Raw genomic sequence first — 17,350 nt, forward strand, 5'->3', positions numbered from 1 at the left:
AATAGAAAGATTCAGAGCAAACAAATAAGCCCAATTGTTCTATGGGAAACTTTTGAAAGATTTTGGGCCTATTTCAAAAATAGAATCAGCTGGTTGATCCGATCTTCAATAATCCTTGCTCGGTCATTGTAAGCAAACATCAAATCATCCAATGGCACCGCCCCATTTGGTCCCGTAACAGAATCTAATTTTTGATTGATCAGCGAAAACTCGGGTTGTATTTCTATTTCCCATTCCTCTTGGCTTTCAAGAATTGCCTCTAATTTTTCTTGACTCGCATTTTCTTGAAAATCAAGTAAAATATGATTCATCAATTCTTCCAGTTGATCATAAAAATCCCTAGAACAATTCATCATAAACTTGCCCTCATCCAGACAATTCTGATAAGTCTCCTTCAGTGCTGCAAGTTGCTTTTTGTAGTCAGGAGCTTTTGTGAAAAACAACGAAAGGAGAAGAAGAAACTTAAGCATCATTTATTTCAAAAAACTTCGGATTTCTTCTACGACAGCTTTGGGTTGCTCCGCGTGAAGCCAATGGCCGGCATTGGAGATGGTTTTTAATTGGTAATTGGGGAAATGCTCCAAGATGCTTTCCATGTCTTTATCTTGAATGTACTTTGACTTTTCTCCTGCCAAAAACAAGGTTTCACCTTTATAGATCGCATCTTCTTCCAAAGCTTTTCCGACTTCCTCAATATTGGCGACAATTACCGGAAGGTTGATTTTCCAGTAAAATCCATCTGCGTTTCTTCCTAGACTTTTCAGTAGAAATTGTCTGGTCCCGAAGTCAGGAATATGTACGGCAAGTTTGTCATCTGCTTCTTTTCGGGATTGGATCTCTGGCAAATTAATCGCCCGAAGTCCATCCAAAATCACCTCATGATGAACTGGATAGTATCGAGGAGAAATATCGGCCACGATCAATCGCTCCACACGTTCAGGATTATTGACTGCAAAGGTCATGGCAACTTTCCCTCCCATGGAATGCCCCATCAAGAAGACTTTGTCCAAGCCTTCATCATCCAACAATTCCAGTATATCGGCTGCCATCACTTCATAGTTCCACTTATGGGAATGAGGTGAATCTCCATGATTACGCTGGTCTACCAAATACATGGTGAATTCTTTATCGAGCTCTCTGGAAATGCTGTACCAGTTGTCCGCCGAACCGAAAAGTCCGTGAAGAATAACTAATGGTGGCCCGGAGCCTATTTTTTTGAAGTTTAATTTCATCTGTTTATAATTGTTTTTTTAATGGTCAGATGGAATGCCCTGAATAATCATTCACCTGTGAGTCGACCGCTCGTCATGGGCATTTCATGTGTGATTTACGATTTACGAAGTGTGATTTACGAGATTTAGAGTAATCCCTACAATTTTCTAAATCAGTTTTTTTTTAATAAATAATGTGGAATGCCGAATAATGAATGTTGAAGTTTCAACCTTTCCCAACTTCCAACTTCCAACTTCCTACTCCTCCAACTTCCTCCGATACATCTGAATGGTATTCTCCAATCCATAATACAAGGCATCGCAGATCAAGGCATGGCCGATGGAAACTTCGTCTAAGTAGGGAATGCTTTTCTTCAAAAAGCCCAAATTGTGTAAGTCTAAATCGTGACCGGCATTTAATCCCAAACCCAATTCCCGAGCAATTTTAGACACTTCTATGTAAGGCTTTACTGCATTTTCAGGATTAATTGGAAAACCCACCGCATAAGGTTCAGTGTAGAGTTCCACTCGATCTGTTCCGGTAAGTTTTGCGGGCTCAAAGTATTTTGCCTCAGGATTGATAAAGATCGAAACCCGCACTCCAGCTTCTTTCAACTCAGCGACAATATCTTGGAGCATACTTTGGTGCTTAATCGTATCCCAACCAGTATTGGAAGTAATCGCAGTTGGCGGATCGGGTACCAAGGTGGCTTGAGCTGGCTTTACCTTTTTCACCAAATCCATAAATCGCGGGTCAGGGTAGCCCTCGATATTAAATTCTGTAGTCACGACTTTCGAAAGATCCATCACATCCTGGTAGCGAATGTGGCGCTCATCTGGTCTAGGGTGGACTGTAATGCCTTCCGCACCGAATCGCTCAGCATCCAAAGCGACTTGAACCACATTGGGATTATTGGCTCCACGGGCATTCCGTAGGGTGGCAATCTTGTTAATATTTACACTTAGCTTGGTCATATCCGATCTGAAAAGGTATTTTTGGATTAATTAATAACCTTGTAACACAAACTTAGGACTTATGAGTTTAAAGCAGAACATAGAAAGTGAAATTAAATCCGCAATGATCGCCAAGGATAAAACTCGACTGAGTGCCTTAAGAGCTATCAAATCCCTGATTTTGTTGGAAGAAACGAAGAGTGGAGCTAAAGCGGAAATCACTGAAGAGGACGAATTGAAAATCCTCACCAAAGCAGCCAAGCAGCGAAAGGACTCCGCAGAGATCTATGAGCAGCAGGGAAGAGCGGATCTTTTGGAAGTGGAAATGGCCGAACTAGCCATTATTCAGGAGTTTTTGCCAAAGGCAATGACTGAGGAAGAAATCACAGCAGCGATCAAAGCCATTATCACACAAACTGGAGCTTCAAGCCCAAAAGATATGGGAAAAGTAATGGGCGTTGCCAGTAAAGAACTTGCAGGAAAGGCAGATGGCAAGGTGATTGCTGAAAAAGTGAAAGCACTATTGAATAGCTAATTGGAAGCAGTTGACATTGTCATATTGATCATCTTGGGCCTAGGTGCTTATGAGGGATTCAAACAAGGGTTTCTCATGAGCATCGTAGGTCTAGTTGGTTTTGTGATCGCTATTGTTTTGGGTTTTTACTTCATGGACAGCATGGCCAATTGGTTGGGGGAAACAGTCAAAGAAGTCAATCTTGGATATCCTTTGGTGGGTTTCCTAGTTATTTTTATTATCACAATGCTATTGATTCGAATAGTGGGTTGGGCCCTGAAGCAAGTCATGGATTTGATCTTGTTGGGTGGAATTGACAGTGCTGCTGGAGGGATTTTAGGAATAGTCAAAGCAGGATTTTTTATTAGTTTGTTTCTTTGGTTTACCAACGAATTCAAAATGGATCTCCCTAAAAAGTGGCTGAAAAATTCAGAAATCCTGGGCTATATCAAACCTTTGGCGCCTGCGGTGATTGATGCTGTGGAGCCATTATTTCCTAGCGTAAAAAGTACCAGAGATAAGTTGGAGGAGTTTGTCGAAGACATTAAAGAAAAAGCCGAAGACATTTAAGAGCTCCGGCCATTTTTATTTCTCAGGACATGTTCAGTCAAACTGAAATCACTTAATTACCTCAAATCAATCACCTCTATTCCCGGATGCTGCTTCACATCAAAGCTGAAATAGTTTGCAGAAAGATTGACATTGGTTTTGAGATTAGTGAAGGCATAAGAGAAAACTCCACCTTGTCCATCATACATTTCCCAACCCAATAAGTTGTTGGTAGTCTTTTCGATTCTTAGCGTTACTTTTTCAAAAGGAGCTCCCGATTTGATCGCAGTAAGTTCTACAAGCTGTGCTGTTTTTCCTTGAAATTGTTTTTCCCCTAACAGTTTGTAATTGTATCCTGACTCATACATCCGATAAATGTTAGACGGAGTAAGCTCACCTTCCATTTGCGAAGCATCGTTGATCGTCACTTCCTTGTAGTCCTCAGTTTGGATGAAGGTCCAGACGGTTTTGGAATCATTGTAGATTTCCTGCTCTGGAAGCTTCAATCTGTATTGTTCACCTTTTACTGCTATCTCTCCTGTTTGGCGATCACTGGAACCTGTTTGATCCTGAAAAGTAAAATCAAAACTTGCCGTAAATCCATTCATTGCCTGAAATTTCTGGCTCATGGCATCTAAGAGGATTTTTGCTTTGGGGTCTTTTTGAGCGGTTGCTTCGAAACTGGATGAAACCGCAAGAAAGAGGAAAAAAAGAAGGATGATTTTTTTCATTGAATAGGTAAAGCGAAACTTTTGTAAGCTCCTACAAACTATTCAATAACCGTTCCAAACTAGCGTCATCTTGCACGAGTACCTCTCGCGCTTTGGAGCCTTCAAAGGATCCTACTATACCTGCAGCTTCCAATTGGTCAATAATTCTTCCAGCACGGTTGTATCCTAACTTCAACTTTCGCTGAATCAGGGAAGTGCTGCCTTGCTGGTGCATCACAATTAGTCTAGCCGCATCATCAAAAAGTGGATCTCTGTCCGAAAGGTCTATTTCACCAACGCCACTATTACCATCTTCACCTTCAAATTCAGGAAGTAAATAGGCGTCAGAATACCCTTTTTGCTCTCCGATCCAGTCACAAATTGCATCCACTTCCGGAGTATCCAAAAATGCGCATTGGATTCTTGTGATCTCCGATCCATGTGAAAGTAACATGTCTCCCATACCAATCAATTGATCTGCTCCCCCGGTGTCTAAGATAGTTCTTGAGTCAATTTTGGAGGTGACACGGAATGAAAGTCGAGCTGGAAAATTGGCTTTAATTATACCCGTGATTACGTTTACAGATGGTCTTTGGGTAGCCACTACCAAGTGAATTCCAATCGCTCTGGCCAACTGTGCAAGTCTGGCAATCGGACCTTCGATTTCCTTTCCAGCAGTCATCATCAAATCCGCCAACTCATCAATCACTAAGACAATGTAAGGCATGAAATAATGCCCTTTGTCCGGATTGAGTTTACGTGCAATAAACTTCGCGTTGTACTCCTTGAGATTTCTCGTACCAGCTTCTTTGAGCAAATTGTATCGATTATCCATCTCGATACAGAGGGAATTCAAGGTATAAATCACCTTCTTGGTATCGGTGATAATAGCCTCCTCAGAGCCTGGCAGCTTAGCCAAAAAGTGACGTTCTATTTTATTGAACAAGGTTAATTCAACTTTCTTCGGATCTACTAAGACAAACTTCAACTGGGAAGGATGTTTCTTGTAAATCAAGGAAGCTAGGATCATATTCAATCCTACGGACTTTCCTTGACCTGTTGCACCTGCCATGAGTAAGTGAGGCATTTTCGCCAGATCTGCCACAAAAACTTCATTGGAAATAGTCTTACCCAAAGCAATCGGAAGATCCTTGTCCGATTTCATGAATTTCTCTGTACCTAAAACAGCACGAGCAGGCACAAGCTCCCTGTTTTTATTTGGCACCTCGATACCGATCGTTCCTTTTCCTGGGATAGGAGCTATGATTCGGATTCCCAATGCCGCCAAACTCAAAGCAATGTCATCTTCTAGATTTTTGATTTTGGAAATCTTTACGCCGGGTTCAGGGACGATTTCATAAAGTGTTACCGTTGGACCTATGGTCGCTTTGATTTCCTGAATTCCAATCTTGAAGTTCTCAAGCGTCTCGACAATCTTGTTTTTATTATCCTCAAGTTCCTGTCTGGATACCGTTACTTTTTGGACATCGTACTCATTCAGTAAGTCCAGAGTGGGGTACTTGTATTTTGGAAGATCCAGAGTAGGATCATAGGCATCTAAGTTTTGGACTTCTTCAGCTGTTTTTTCTTCACCGGCAGGTTTTACGACAGAGAAGTTTTTGTCGGCTATTTCGAGCTCTTCTGGTACGTTATCTAGTTCAGGATCCAGGATATTTAATTGCGGTACCTCAAAAGCTATTGGAGCCTTTACTTTTTCTGTAGCTTTTTCTTCCTCTTTACCTTTGATTATCCAGGCACTACCATCGTCGTCGATAAGATCTTCGTCTTCTTCCTCCTCATTTTCTTCCAAGTCAAGCTCCTCCTGAAAAGGATTTTTGACCGGAAGGGGTTCTTCTAAAGAGGAATCGAAAGAATCTTCATCAGCTGTTTTGGAGCTGAACCATTCCAGTTTGTCTATGTCAAAAAAGAATACAACGAATATGAGTAAAGCGCCGCCAATGAGGATGAAAGTCCCCCAACCTAAAAAATCAGAGGATAATTTAGCAAGTTCGTAACCAAAGCCTCCTGAAAGAAAACTCCAATACGAGTAACCCTGTACCAAAATCACGATATAGCCTGTAAAAAGACCAATCCAGAAAGTAAAGAATAATGCAAATGTCGTGTAACGTGTCAAAGAAACCAGCGAGATTTTGAAAGCCCATCTGAATCCAAGCAAAAACAAGAAAGGTGGGAAAAGGAAGGCAGCGACACCAAACCAGCGGTAAATGAGCCAATTAGAAGCTTGAGCGCCTAAATACCCAAGCAAATTCTTGGTTTCTCTGGCAGTTTCTCGAATAGCCTCATCTGGATTATTCATGACCAAACTTTGATCCGTAGGTCCACTGAGCAGATAACTGATAAATGCAATAAATAAAAATATCGATGCTGACATCAATAAGATCCCCAAGGTTAAGACTAGCTTATTACTCTTGAATTTTCCGAATGAAAATCCAGTCCCATTAGGCTTAGACTCCTTCTTTTTTTGGGGTTCTCCTTTTTTACGAAAAGTATTGGTCCTGGGTGAATTGGTGGCCATGTATGCGATTCAGATCCGATTTTAGTTTAAGATTAGTGAAAATAAATTGACAATTTATCTCGAAAAATAAGCCAATAATCCTTTTTTAATCTTTTTAATCAACCCAGGTCCCTCATAAATCATGCCTGAGTAAACCTGAACTAAGCATGCTCCCGCCTTTAGTTTCTCGATAGCATCCTCAGCGGAATAAATTCCTCCCACTCCAATAATAGGAAAAGCACCAACGGATTTCCTACTCAGATAGCGAATTACTTCCGTGCTTCGTTTGGCAAGGACTTTACCGCTGACCCCGCCGGCACCGATCGCCTCAATTTTTTCTTTTGAAGTACTTAAACCTGATCGGTCAATGGTTGTATTGGTTGCGATTACTCCCGCAATATTGGTGTCCATTACTATTTCTACAATATCGTCAAGCTGTCCATCAGTCAAGTCAGGGGCGATTTTTAATAGTATAGGCTTTGGTTTTTCTTTCAGATCATTTGCGGATTTGACCGCTTGAAGCAAAGCTTTTAAGGGTTCTTTCTCCTGCAAATCCCGAAGGTTTGGCGTATTGGGTGAGCTGACATTGACTACAAAGTAATCCACATAATCATGAAGTGCTTCCAAGCAAAACAGATAATCGTCTACCGCATTTTCGTTCGGGGTGTTTTTATTCTTGCCAATGTTTCCACCAATGATCACATCCGATTTTCGATTTTTTAATCGTTCAACTGCCTCAAGGACTCCACCATTGTTAAAGCCCATTCGATTGATGAGTGCTTCATCTTGAGGAAGTCGGAAAAGTCTAGGTTGAGGGTTTCCTTCTTGAGGCTTGGGAGTTAGCGTTCCGATTTCTATAAATCCAAAACCCAGCATCGCCATCTCATCGATAAGTTTTGCATCCTTGTCAAAACCAGCAGCAAGTCCTACCGGATTTTTGAATTTCAATCCAAAAACTTCTCGCTCTAATCTCGGGTCATCAAACTGGAAAGTTGATTTGATCAATGACTTAATTATGGGGAGGTTAAAAGTCAGCTTAGTCAGATCAAAAGTGAAATGATGTGCGTCTTCTGGTTTTTTGAGAAAAAAGAGTGGCTTTAGAATGGATTTGTACACAGCTTATTCAGGTTGGGGTCAAACGCTCAAAGTTACTTATTCAGGGTTTGAAAAGGATTCTTTCCAGGAAAAAAGATGATTCAATAAAACAAAGAGTCCACCGACCACAGTCGATCGTCGACTGTGGTTGGTGGACAGTTTTACTTCTTCATTCCCATATAATCCACTACAAAATAACTCAAAGTCCGAACGCCAAGTTTGAATCCACTTTCTTCTAGATAGAAATCCGGAGTATGGTGAGAGGCAGTAGTCAAGGGGTCACCTCCGATTTTCATTCCACCTAGCATGATGAAAATTCCTGGCTTTTCCCGCTGGAAAAAGCTGAAATCCTCCGAACCCGTAATCGGATCCATTGCGATGACATTTTCTTCGCCTGCTGCAGCTTGGATTGAAGGAAGCATTTGTGCCATGAATGCAGGTGGGTTTACAGTAGAAGGATACAGCTTCCCAATATTGACATCCGCAGAACCTCCTGCACTTTTAGCGATATTGGTTGCTATTTCAGTGATTCGTTTGTGCACCAAGGCTTGTTGCTCATCACCGAAAGTTCGGATAGTTCCTATCATCTCCACTTTTTCAGGAATAATATTGGAACGAATTCCGCCATTTATCGCTCCTATTGTCACGATTGCAGGGTTTTGAGTGACATTGACGCTTCTGGAAAGAATGGTTTGAAGACCCATTATAATCTGGGAAGAGGTGACGATGGGATCCACTCCAGACCATGGAGTGGCACCGTGAGATTGTGTGCCATTGACAGTGATTTTAAGATTATCCACCGCAGCCATAAATGGGCCGGATCGATAACCTACTTTACCAGCTTCAACTTGTGCCCAGATATGTAAACCGAAGATCGCATCTACGTCCTTCATGACTCCTTCTTTCACCATTAGTTGAGCTCCTGCCAGACTTCCATCATAGACTCCTTCTTCAGCAGGTTGGAAAATAAACTTAACCGAACCCTCCAATTGGTCTTTCATTCCAGCCAAAACCTCAGCAACTCCCATCAGAATTGCCATGTGGGAATCGTGTCCACAGGCATGCATGACACCAGTTTCCTGTCCATTATAGGTGGTTGTCACGGTAGATTTAAAAGGGACATCTGCTCGCTCAGTTACCGGTAGCGCATCCATATCCGCGCGAAGGCCAACCATCGGTCCTGGCTTTCCACCTTTCAATACACCTACCACTCCGGTGACTGCTACGCCTTCGGTTACTTCCATGCCGAGAGAGCGGAGATGTTCGGCAATTACCTTTGCGGTACGAACTTCTTGATTACTCAACTCTGGATTTTCGTGAAAATCCCTTCGCCATTCGATGACCTTGGTTTCAATTTTATCTGCTGACTGATCAATTTTTGGTCTCAAACTGGATTGGCCGAAGCTTGCTATCGAAAGAAAGAGAAATGGTAAAACTAGCTTTTTCAAAATTTTATATTTTAATGTTTAGATAACTCGATTTAGAATTTTGCTTTTTGTGAATTTCTCTAAAAAGCAGTTTGATTTTCCAAGTTATATAAATCTGCTTTATTCTTAATGGATTTGACCTTTCTTGTTTTCGGCGAGGATTTTCATTTTTTGGAAATAAAAAATACCCAGACCACTTAGATCCGGGTATTTTTCAAAATCGACTTTATTAATTAGGACAAATCCGATGTCCAAAATCTAAAATCTTATATTATTTCATTCCCATGTAATCCACCACAAAGTAGCTCATCACGCGCATTCCAAGTACAAATCCGCTCTCATCAATGTAGAAATCCGGAGTGTGATGTGATGGAGTTTTAGTCGGATCGCCTCCTTTTTTCATTCCGCCTAAGCCAATAAATAATCCTGGCTTCTCTCTTTGGTAGAAGCTGAAATCTTCTGCCCCGGTTACCGGAGGATTGTAGTTGATATTTCCTTTGCCGGCAGCTGCTTCCAGTGTAGCCACCATTTTAGCTGTTAGCTCTGGATCATTTATAGTAGAAGGATAAAGCTTGGTAATATTTACCTCTGCAATCCCACCAGCACTCTTGGCGATATTTGTAGCAATCTCTGTAATCCGCTTATGGATTAAGGCTTGCTGCTCGTCCCCGAAGGTTCGAATAGTGCCAATCATTTCGACTTTCTCAGGAATGATATTATGGCGAATTCCGCCATGAATAGCACCGATAGTCACTACCGCTGGGTTTTGGGTAATATTAACATTTCGGGAAAGAATGGTTTGTAGCCCTGTAACAATTTGTGAGGAAGTTACAATCGGATCCACACCAGACCAAGGAGATGCCCCATGTGCTTGTGTACCATGTACGATGATTTCCAGATTATCCACGGCAGCCTGAGCTGGTCCCGAACGGTATCCTATTTTTCCAACTTCAGTCTGCGCTGAAATATGTAAACCGAAGATTGCATCTACATCCTTCATGACTCCCTCTTCCACTAGCTGTTTAGCCCCCCAAGATGTTACACCAGGTTCGTATATTCCTTCCTCTGCAGGTTGGAATATGAATTTTACATTTCCCTGTAACTGATCTTTCATACTGGCAAGGACTTCTGCCACTCCCATCAAAATAGCCACGTGGGTATCATGTCCACAGGCATGCATGATGCCTGTTTCTTGTCCGTTGTAGGTAGTGGTTACAGTGGATTTGAAAGGGAGGTCAGCGCGCTCAGTGACTGGAAGAGCATCCATATCCGCTCTTAATGCCACGGTTGGCCCGGGTTTCCCCCCTTTTAAAACCCCAACTACGCCTGTCACTGCCATACCTTCAGTGACTTCGATTCCTAAGGAGCGAAGGTGGTCAGCGATTTTTTTTGCTGTCCGGGTTTCTTGATTTCCCAGTTCGGGATTTTGGTGAATGTCTCTTCGCCATTCAATGACTTTTTGTTCGATGGAGGAAGCTTGTTTATCGATCGCTGGCCTTAGGCTTGATTGTCCAAAGGCTGTCCCCGAAATTAGGAGTAGAGGAAGTAGAAATTTTTTCATAGTTGAGGGTTTTGTTCTATTCCAAATTTAGAAAAATGATCAAGTCGACAATCAATTATGTTCAATTGTATCAAAAACTTGATCTGAAAGAACTATTTCGGCTCAGAATCCTTTTGTAAAGGCAAACACTAGAATTTAATTTTATGGAACTCACCAACAAAATCGCAGTAGTCACTGGAGTCAGCAAAGGCATTGGACTCGAATTGGTCAAACTTTTAATCGATAAAGGCACCGTAGTAGCCGGCTGGGGAAGAACTGCTCCAGAATTTAGTCATGCCAATTTTCACTTTTTCACTTGTGATGTAGCGAAAGAAGAATCAGTGGAAAATGCATTTCAGGAAACCACAAAGAAGCTAGGGACAGATATCCGCATCCTTGTGAATAACGCTGGATTTGGCGTAGCCGGAGCTACGGAGACTTTTTCCTCTGAAGATTGGAAGGCCATGTTTGACACCAATGTGCATGGGATTTTCTACACGGTCAAGCGGCTGATTCCTGGGATGAAGGCTGCAGACGAAGGACACATTCTTAATGTCGCTTCTATTGCAGGACTAAATGGAGTTAATCAATTTGCCGGATATGTAGGTACTAAGCATGCGGTTAGAGGGATTTCTCATTCACTCTATATGGAGCTTAGAGACTTTGGAATCAAAGTATCCACAATCTATCCTGGTTCAATCCAAACCAACTTCTTCGATGATATCCCTGGTGTTCAGGCGAATGAAAATATGATGCGTCCCATTGATGTGGCCACGACTATGCTTCAGACACTTGAAACTCACCCAAATTATTTTGTCGCAGATGTGGAGTGTAGACCACTAAGACCCAAAGGCAAGAAGTAATAGAGTACTTGGGAAAAAATTTAGAAGCGCTGAGTTTATTCTTAGGCTTGAGAATTCCTCCTGCGTTCCAGGATAGTTTTAAACTATATAAGTTTGAACTCAGCCTTTCTAAGACCCAATTCTTAAAGACATACTGGCCTAGAATTTTACCGCTTAAAAGGTTTTAAAATTGTTTTGATTAGGTTATGTGTTTACTTTGATCATTCATTTATCAAGTCCTTTCATGAAAAAACTTAATCTGATTATTTTAATTGCGGTACTGATTGGAGGTACTGCTTATATCAGTTTGCTGGCCAAGAATGAGCCTCCCGTACAAAAGCCTGAGATTGCAGCTCCTGGTATGCTTCCAGACTTCACGTTGAATGATATTAATGGGAAAATGAGCTCTATTCATCAACTAGCAGCAAATAAGCCAACTCTCTTTATTTATTTCAGCTCGACCTGTCATTTATGTCAGGATGAGCTTGGCGCAATCTCAAAGCGGATCGAGGAGTTTAAAGATTACAATCTAATCCTTACAACAGTGCAGCCGATTGAGGAGATGATCGGATTTGTGAATGGTCTGGGAATTAAGGACAAAAGCTATGTTCATTTTTTGCTTGATGCTGAAATGAAAGTGGCGAGTTACTATCAGATAAGAAGCGTGCCTTCCATCTATTGCTACAATTCAGAAAAGCAACTTGTAGCTGAATACGTAGGGATCACTGATATTAATCTTTTATTGGAGAATTTAAGCCAAGGCAAGTAAAGCTTAATGTGATCTTTGGATTGCTATTACAATAAAAAGAACCACTAGTAGTATTCATTTTAGGAAGAACATTTTTCTTTACTTTTGAATGACAATAAAGACCAATGTCTCTAGAAGTAAGCCAACTCACGAAAATTTACGGTTCCCAGAAAGCACTTGATGAAGTGTCATTTTCGGTTACACCCGGAAGGATTTTAGGTTTTTTGGGACCGAATGGAGCAGGAAAATCGACCACCATGAAAATTATTTGTGGCTACTTAGCTCCTGATGGTGGATCGGTTTCTGTTTTGGGCAAAAATGCAATTGATTCCCCAAAACAAGTCAGTCCATTGATTGGCTATCTGCCTGAGCATAATCCCCTATATCTGGATATGTATGTGCGGGAGTTTCTAGAGTTCTCAGGTGGTTTGTATGGGCTGGCTGGAACTAAGCTGAAGCAAAGAGTAATTGAAATGCTTCATAAAACCGGTCTCGAGCCTGAGCAACATAAGAAAATCGGACAACTTTCTAAAGGCTACCGACAGCGAGTAGGGCTGGCAAGAGCATTGATCCATGATCCACAAGTCATTATTTTGGATGAGCCAACCACCGGTTTGGATCCCAATCAATTGGTGGAAATCAGAGCTTTGATTAAAGAAGTTGCTGCAAATAAAACGTTGATTCTATCTACTCATATCATGCAGGAAGTGGAGGCTATCTGTGCTGATGTCGTGATCATCAACAAAGGAAAAATCTTAGCGGCTGATTCTTTAGATAATCTTAAATCAAAAACTTCCGAAGTTCAACTCATTTTGGAAACAGAGGAAGAGTTGAAGTTGGAATGGTTCCAGCACTTCAATGGAATTCAATTCGGATCTAAAGGTAAGAATGAAGTTTTGATCAGCGCTTCTCATGCTGGAGATGCTAGAAAGGAAATCATGCAGCTGATTCATCAAAAGGAATTGAATCTGATTAGTCTAAATCAAAGCAAGAAGAATTTGGAACAAATTTTCCGGGAAATCACGAAATGAGCAGTCTATTTTGGAAAGAGATCAATGCGTTTTTTGGAAGCCTTTTGGGCTATCTGGTGCTTGCTTTGTTTCTGGTTGCCTTAGGACTGATCGTTTGGGTGTTTCCAGAAAGCAGTATCCTCCAATATGGATTTGCAGATTTAGAAGTGCTCTTTAGCTACACCCCATACGTATTCACTTTTTTGATTCCGGCACTTTCCATGCGCGTCCTTGCGGAGGAGCGCAAAACTGGAACCTGGGAACTTCTTAGGACTTCTCCACTTTCTATATTTCAGATTGTGGTTGCAAAATACTTGGCGTTGCTTGCCTTAGTTTTTGTGGCTCTTTTGCCGACCTTGATTTATTATTTCAGCGTGATTTCCTTGGGAGACCCGGTAGGGAATTTGGATCAGGCAGGATTCTTTGGAAGCTGGATTGGTTTACTTATGATTGGTGCAGTATTCACTTCAGTAGGGATTTTTTCGTCCGCCTTGACTTCTCAGCAAGTGCTCGCTTTTGTGCTTGGAGTATTTTTATGTTTTGTGATTTACTTCGGGTTTTCGGCAGCAGCGGATTTGCAATTGGGTGACTTCGCTTACTGGTTGGAAGAGTTAAGTTTAAGTTATCACTACATAAGTTTGAGTAGGGGAGTGATTGATTCGAGAGATATTTTCTTTCTTTTCGGGATGATTTGGTTGTTTTTGGGAGGAACTATTTTGGTTTTACGCAACAAATGAAAAAACCATTTCTCCATATCGCAAAGCCTTGGATTCTCCTTTTCGGAGGAATTTTGGTTTTCGTAATACTCAGCCAAGTTCTTCGCTTTAGAATTGATCTCACTGAAGAAAAGCGCTTTTCCCTCCATCCTGGGACTGAGAAAGTACTTGCTCAATTGACAGAGCCACTTCATGTGGATATACTTTTGGTTGGTGAAAATCTGCCAGGTGGGATGCGAAGACTTCAAAAATCCATCGAAGAGACGGTGAGAACTTTCAATGCTTACAGTCCAAAAGCGATCACCTATTCTTATTTCGATCCATTGTCTGTAGATCAGGAAAAGCAAGAGGAATTTATTGTTGATTTAGTGGATTATGGAATCAATCCGACCAATCTTTTTGTCAACCAAAATTCGGGTCAGCAGGCTCAGCTGATCTTTCCGGGGTTTTTGGTAAGTGATTCAGAATATGAAACCGGAGCCTTGGTGCTAAAAGGCGAACGTGGAATGAGCCCCGAACAAATTTTAAATCAGTCAATTGAGAATCTTGAATTTGAGCTCATCGCTGCGATTCAAAAATTAATTTCTCCTGAATCTTCCTCCATAGCTATGATTATTGGGCATGGGGAAAATGGCAGAGATGATGGTTATGGAATCGTGGAGGCGCTGGATGGTGAATTTGAGATTTTCAAAGTTCCTTTGGAGCAAGCTAAAAAACCTGCTGATCTCTCAAGTTTTAAAACAGTAATCATTCAATCTCCAAAGGAAAGCTACTCTGACCGGGAAATTTACTTATTGGATCAATATGTCTTGAATGGAGGGAATCTGGTCATTCTATTGAATGGTGTTGCCGTGGAGGAGCAAGCCCTTTCCGGAGGAACTACGATTGGAATGCCATTTGAAACCGGACTGGAGAATCTGCTTTTCCGATATGGCCTTCGTATCAATAATGATTTGATCCAGGACATGAATTTTGGTTTGATTCCAACCATGGCTGGGAATTTTGGGAATCAGGAACAAATGCGTCCCATGCCTTGGCTCTATTATTTTCAAGCTGGTCTCATGCAAAACCATCCGATCACCAAGGGTTTGGATGTGGTGAGTTTTGAATTTGCCAGTAGTATGGATACCGTAAAGGCTGATGGCGTGAAGAAGATTCCTTTAATTTTTACTTCAGACTATTCTAAAATAATTCCTGCTCCCATGCAGATCTCGTTGTCGGAAGTATCCATTGAACCGGATCCCAAGACTTTTGATTTAAAGAACCTTCCATTAGGCTACTTACTTGAAGGGGAGTTTACCTCAGTTTTCAAAAATCGTTTTGCTCCGGAAGAATTTGACAAAGCAGATTTCAAGGAAAGTGGGAAAGGAAAAGTTGTGGTTTTTGGTGATGGGGAGCTTTTTCAAAGCCAGTTGAACTTTCAAGACGGTTCGCCTCTAACATTAGGAGAGGGACAACTCAGCCAAACCACTTTTGCCAATAAGATCTTGCTAAAAAATATGGTTAAGTACTTGGCTGATCCAGAAGGAATTATTGCTTCCCGAACCCGAACTTTCCAAATTCGACCTCTGAATAAAGTGAAGGTGGCTGAAGAAAAAACGTTTTGGCAATTGATCAATGTGGTCTTGCCGGTTTTGGTTCTTTTGGGAATAGGAGGGATAGTTTGGACCATCCGTAGAAATAACTACGGTCGCAAGAACTGACCGTATTTAGGAATTATTCAAGCAGCCTTTTTGGCAAGATTGTAACTCTAAAAAGAAAAAAATTACATCGAATGTAAATTCGTTTGAGCAAATTCAACTTTACAGCCGTTCGAATTAGATTTTATTTATAAATTTACCCCCATTCAAAAGTTAAAATTAAATAAGCCTTAGATATGAAATTTATTGTTTCCTCTTCTGCATTACTGAAGCAGCTTTCCGCCATTAATGGTGTGGTAACGACAAACCCGGTGGTGCCAATTTTGGAAAACTTCCTTTTTGAAATTAAGGATAGTCTTTTGACCATTACCGCTTCTGATTTGCAGACTTCTATGATGACTGAGATCAATGTGGAGGCTAAGGAAGATGGAAATATTGCGGTACCTGCCAGAATTCTAATCGAGACCCTCAAGAATCTTCCTGAGCAGCCAGTGACATTTAGCATCGATCATGATACCTATGCGGTAGAAATCAGCTCAGATAATGGTAGATATAGACTTGCGGGTGAGAATGCGACGGATTTCCCTAAAATCCCAACTGTGAGCAATGCGACAACTGTTGATATGTCCACAGAGGTGCTTTCTAGCGCTGTTTCTAATACAATTTTCGCAACTAGCTCTGACGAATTGAGACCGGCAATGACTGGTGTTTACATCAATTTGAGTGCAACCAATACTACTTTCGTCGCTACTGACGGGCATCGATTGGTAAGATATAGAAGAGTGGATATCGCGTCAGCTGATGCTGCTAGCTTGATTATCCCAAGAAAAGCACTGAATTTATTGAAGTCTACCCTGCCTTCTGAAAATGTGCCGGTAACTGTGGAATTCAATCAGTCTAACGCGTATTTCAAATTCAACAATATTAAAATGATCTGTCGATTGATCGACGAGCGATTCCCAGATTACGAAAATGTAATCCCTACCGAGAATCCAAATCGAATGAATATCGATCGTCAGGAGTTGTTGAGTTCACTGAGAAGAATTGCAATCTATGCGAATAAGACCACGCATCAGGTTCGATTGAAATTAACAGGTTCTGAATTGATGATTTCTGCAGAAGATTTGGATTTCTCCAACGAAGCAAACGAGAGACTTTCTTGTGATCACGATGGAGAAGACATCGAAATCGGATTCAACGCGAAATTCTTGGTGGAAATGTTGAATAACCTTTCTTGCAAAGAAGTAAGCTTGAGATTCTCTGCACCAAATAGAGCAGGTTTGATTCTGCCTGCTGAGCAAGATGAAAATGAAGACATCTTAATGCTGGTAATGCCAGTGATGTTGAATAATTACGTATAAACTTACCACAATCCATAAATCAAAAGCCCGGAGATTCCTTCGGGTTTTTTTTGCGCAAAGATTCTCTGCAGAAGTGAAAAGTTTATTTCTCGCGGTGGCGCAACGTCGCAGCGAATTTTAAACCCTTAAAATATTTAACAGATCAAAAATTTTTTCTCGCTGATTCTCTTAGAAAAAATAGTAGAGGAACTCAGATTTTAATCTCCAGATTTCGCTGCACCGCAGCGTCGCCGCGAGAAAGTAAACTTTAAGTTTGTGGGAAATTGTCTATTCTTTCTTCGCATCCCTCAGCGATTTCAAATACAAACCTTCTACCCGCTCACGGGCCCAGGGGGTTTGGCGGAGGAATTTCAAACTGGAATTGATCGAAGGATTATGAGTAAAGCAACGAATCGTGATCCGCTCGCCAAGTTCTTTCCAGCCATAAAACTCCACCAAATGCTCGAGAATATGATCTAGGCGAATTCCATGGAGCGGATTATTAGGTTGACTTTCTGTGCTTGGTTTTTCTGACATGT

Annotated in this window: 17 protein-coding genes; 8 read left to right on the top strand and 9 right to left on the bottom strand. The window is 41.3% G+C overall.

Features of this window, described 5'->3' with window-relative positions:
• Positions 1 to 68: 68 nt before the first annotated feature.
• The 3 genes from BVC88_RS03510 to BVC88_RS03520 all read right to left on the bottom strand — a co-directional run bounded on the left by BVC88_RS03510 (position 69) and on the right by BVC88_RS03520 (position 2,186).
• On the bottom strand, positions 69 to 473 hold the full coding sequence (locus BVC88_RS03510; protein ID WP_075349235.1) for a hypothetical protein: 405 nt from the start codon (positions 471 to 473) through the stop codon (positions 69 to 71).
• A complete protein-coding gene (locus BVC88_RS03515) occupies positions 474 to 1,232 on the bottom strand; it encodes an alpha/beta fold hydrolase (protein WP_075349236.1) in 759 nt (252 codons plus the stop codon).
• Positions 1,233 to 1,469: 237 nt separating this feature from the next.
• Complete coding sequence (locus BVC88_RS03520; protein WP_075349237.1) at positions 1,470 to 2,186, bottom strand: pyridoxine 5'-phosphate synthase; 717 nt, start codon at positions 2,184 to 2,186, stop codon at positions 1,470 to 1,472.
• 61 nt (positions 2,187 to 2,247) lie between these two features.
• Here BVC88_RS03520 and BVC88_RS03525 point away from each other — a divergent pair, with 61 nt between their 5' ends.
• Both BVC88_RS03525 and BVC88_RS03530 read left to right on the top strand, forming a co-directional pair.
• Positions 2,248 to 2,700 carry a GatB/YqeY domain-containing protein gene (locus BVC88_RS03525; RefSeq protein WP_075349238.1) on the top strand — a complete coding sequence of 151 codons (453 nt, stop codon included), beginning with the start codon at positions 2,248 to 2,250 and terminating at the stop codon, positions 2,698 to 2,700.
• A complete protein-coding gene (locus tag BVC88_RS03530) occupies positions 2,701 to 3,249 on the top strand; it encodes a CvpA family protein (protein WP_075349239.1) in 549 nt (182 codons plus the stop codon).
• Positions 3,250 to 3,305: 56 nt separating this feature from the next.
• Here BVC88_RS03530 and BVC88_RS03535 read toward each other — a convergent pair whose 3' ends face one another.
• From BVC88_RS03535 to BVC88_RS03555, 5 genes are all read right to left on the bottom strand, one after another.
• Complete coding sequence (locus BVC88_RS03535; protein WP_075349240.1) at positions 3,306 to 3,959, bottom strand: LolA family protein; 654 nt, start codon at positions 3,957 to 3,959, stop codon at positions 3,306 to 3,308.
• 31 nt (positions 3,960 to 3,990) lie between these two features.
• On the bottom strand, positions 3,991 to 6,474 hold the full coding sequence (locus BVC88_RS03540; protein ID WP_075349241.1) for an FtsK/SpoIIIE family DNA translocase: 2,484 nt from the start codon (positions 6,472 to 6,474) through the stop codon (positions 3,991 to 3,993).
• Positions 6,475 to 6,528: 54 nt separating this feature from the next.
• Positions 6,529 to 7,569, bottom strand: a complete 1,041-nt coding sequence (locus BVC88_RS03545) for a quinone-dependent dihydroorotate dehydrogenase (RefSeq protein WP_075349242.1) — start codon at positions 7,567 to 7,569, stop codon at positions 6,529 to 6,531.
• Between the two features lie 140 nt (positions 7,570 to 7,709).
• Positions 7,710 to 8,996, bottom strand: coding sequence for an amidohydrolase (locus BVC88_RS03550; RefSeq protein WP_075349243.1), 1,287 nt, complete (start codon positions 8,994 to 8,996; stop codon positions 7,710 to 7,712).
• Positions 8,997 to 9,246: 250 nt separating this feature from the next.
• On the bottom strand, positions 9,247 to 10,536 hold the full coding sequence (locus BVC88_RS03555; protein WP_075349244.1) for an amidohydrolase: 1,290 nt from the start codon (positions 10,534 to 10,536) through the stop codon (positions 9,247 to 9,249).
• Positions 10,537 to 10,679: 143 nt separating this feature from the next.
• Here BVC88_RS03555 and BVC88_RS03560 point away from each other — a divergent pair, with 143 nt between their 5' ends.
• From BVC88_RS03560 to dnaN, 6 genes are all read left to right on the top strand, one after another.
• Positions 10,680 to 11,378: an SDR family oxidoreductase gene (locus BVC88_RS03560; protein WP_075349245.1), complete on the top strand. Its 699-nt coding sequence runs from the start codon at positions 10,680 to 10,682 to the stop codon at positions 11,376 to 11,378.
• A gap of 223 nt (positions 11,379 to 11,601) precedes the next feature.
• Entirely contained in the window at positions 11,602 to 12,126 is a 525-nt protein-coding gene (locus BVC88_RS03565) for a peroxiredoxin family protein (protein ID WP_075349246.1), read from the top strand.
• Positions 12,127 to 12,230: 104 nt separating this feature from the next.
• Entirely contained in the window at positions 12,231 to 13,136 is a 906-nt protein-coding gene (gene gldA, locus BVC88_RS03570) for a gliding motility-associated ABC transporter ATP-binding subunit GldA (protein ID WP_075349247.1), read from the top strand.
• A complete protein-coding gene (gene gldF, locus BVC88_RS03575) occupies positions 13,133 to 13,852 on the top strand; it encodes a gliding motility-associated ABC transporter permease subunit GldF (RefSeq protein ID WP_075349248.1) in 720 nt (239 codons plus the stop codon). Before gldA ends, gldF begins: the two co-directional genes overlap by 4 nt.
• Positions 13,849 to 15,534, top strand: a complete 1,686-nt coding sequence (gene gldG, locus BVC88_RS03580) for a gliding motility-associated ABC transporter substrate-binding protein GldG (RefSeq protein ID WP_075349249.1) — start codon at positions 13,849 to 13,851, stop codon at positions 15,532 to 15,534. The genes gldF and gldG overlap by 4 nt, the downstream gene beginning before the upstream one ends.
• A gap of 173 nt (positions 15,535 to 15,707) precedes the next feature.
• Entirely contained in the window at positions 15,708 to 16,832 is a 1,125-nt protein-coding gene (dnaN, locus tag BVC88_RS03585; RefSeq protein WP_075349250.1) for a DNA polymerase III subunit beta, read from the top strand.
• A 267-nt stretch (positions 16,833 to 17,099) separates the two neighbouring features.
• Here dnaN and BVC88_RS03590 read toward each other — a convergent pair whose 3' ends face one another.
• Positions 17,100 to 17,348 (bottom strand): VF530 family protein, encoded by a 249-nt coding sequence (locus BVC88_RS03590; RefSeq protein WP_075349251.1) that lies wholly within the window; start codon positions 17,346 to 17,348, stop codon positions 17,100 to 17,102.
• Between the last annotated feature and the right edge of the window lie 2 nt (positions 17,349 to 17,350).

It is taken from the genome of Algoriphagus marinus (assembly GCF_001936475.1).
Taxonomy (GTDB): domain Bacteria; phylum Bacteroidota; class Bacteroidia; order Cytophagales; family Cyclobacteriaceae; genus Algoriphagus; species Algoriphagus marinus.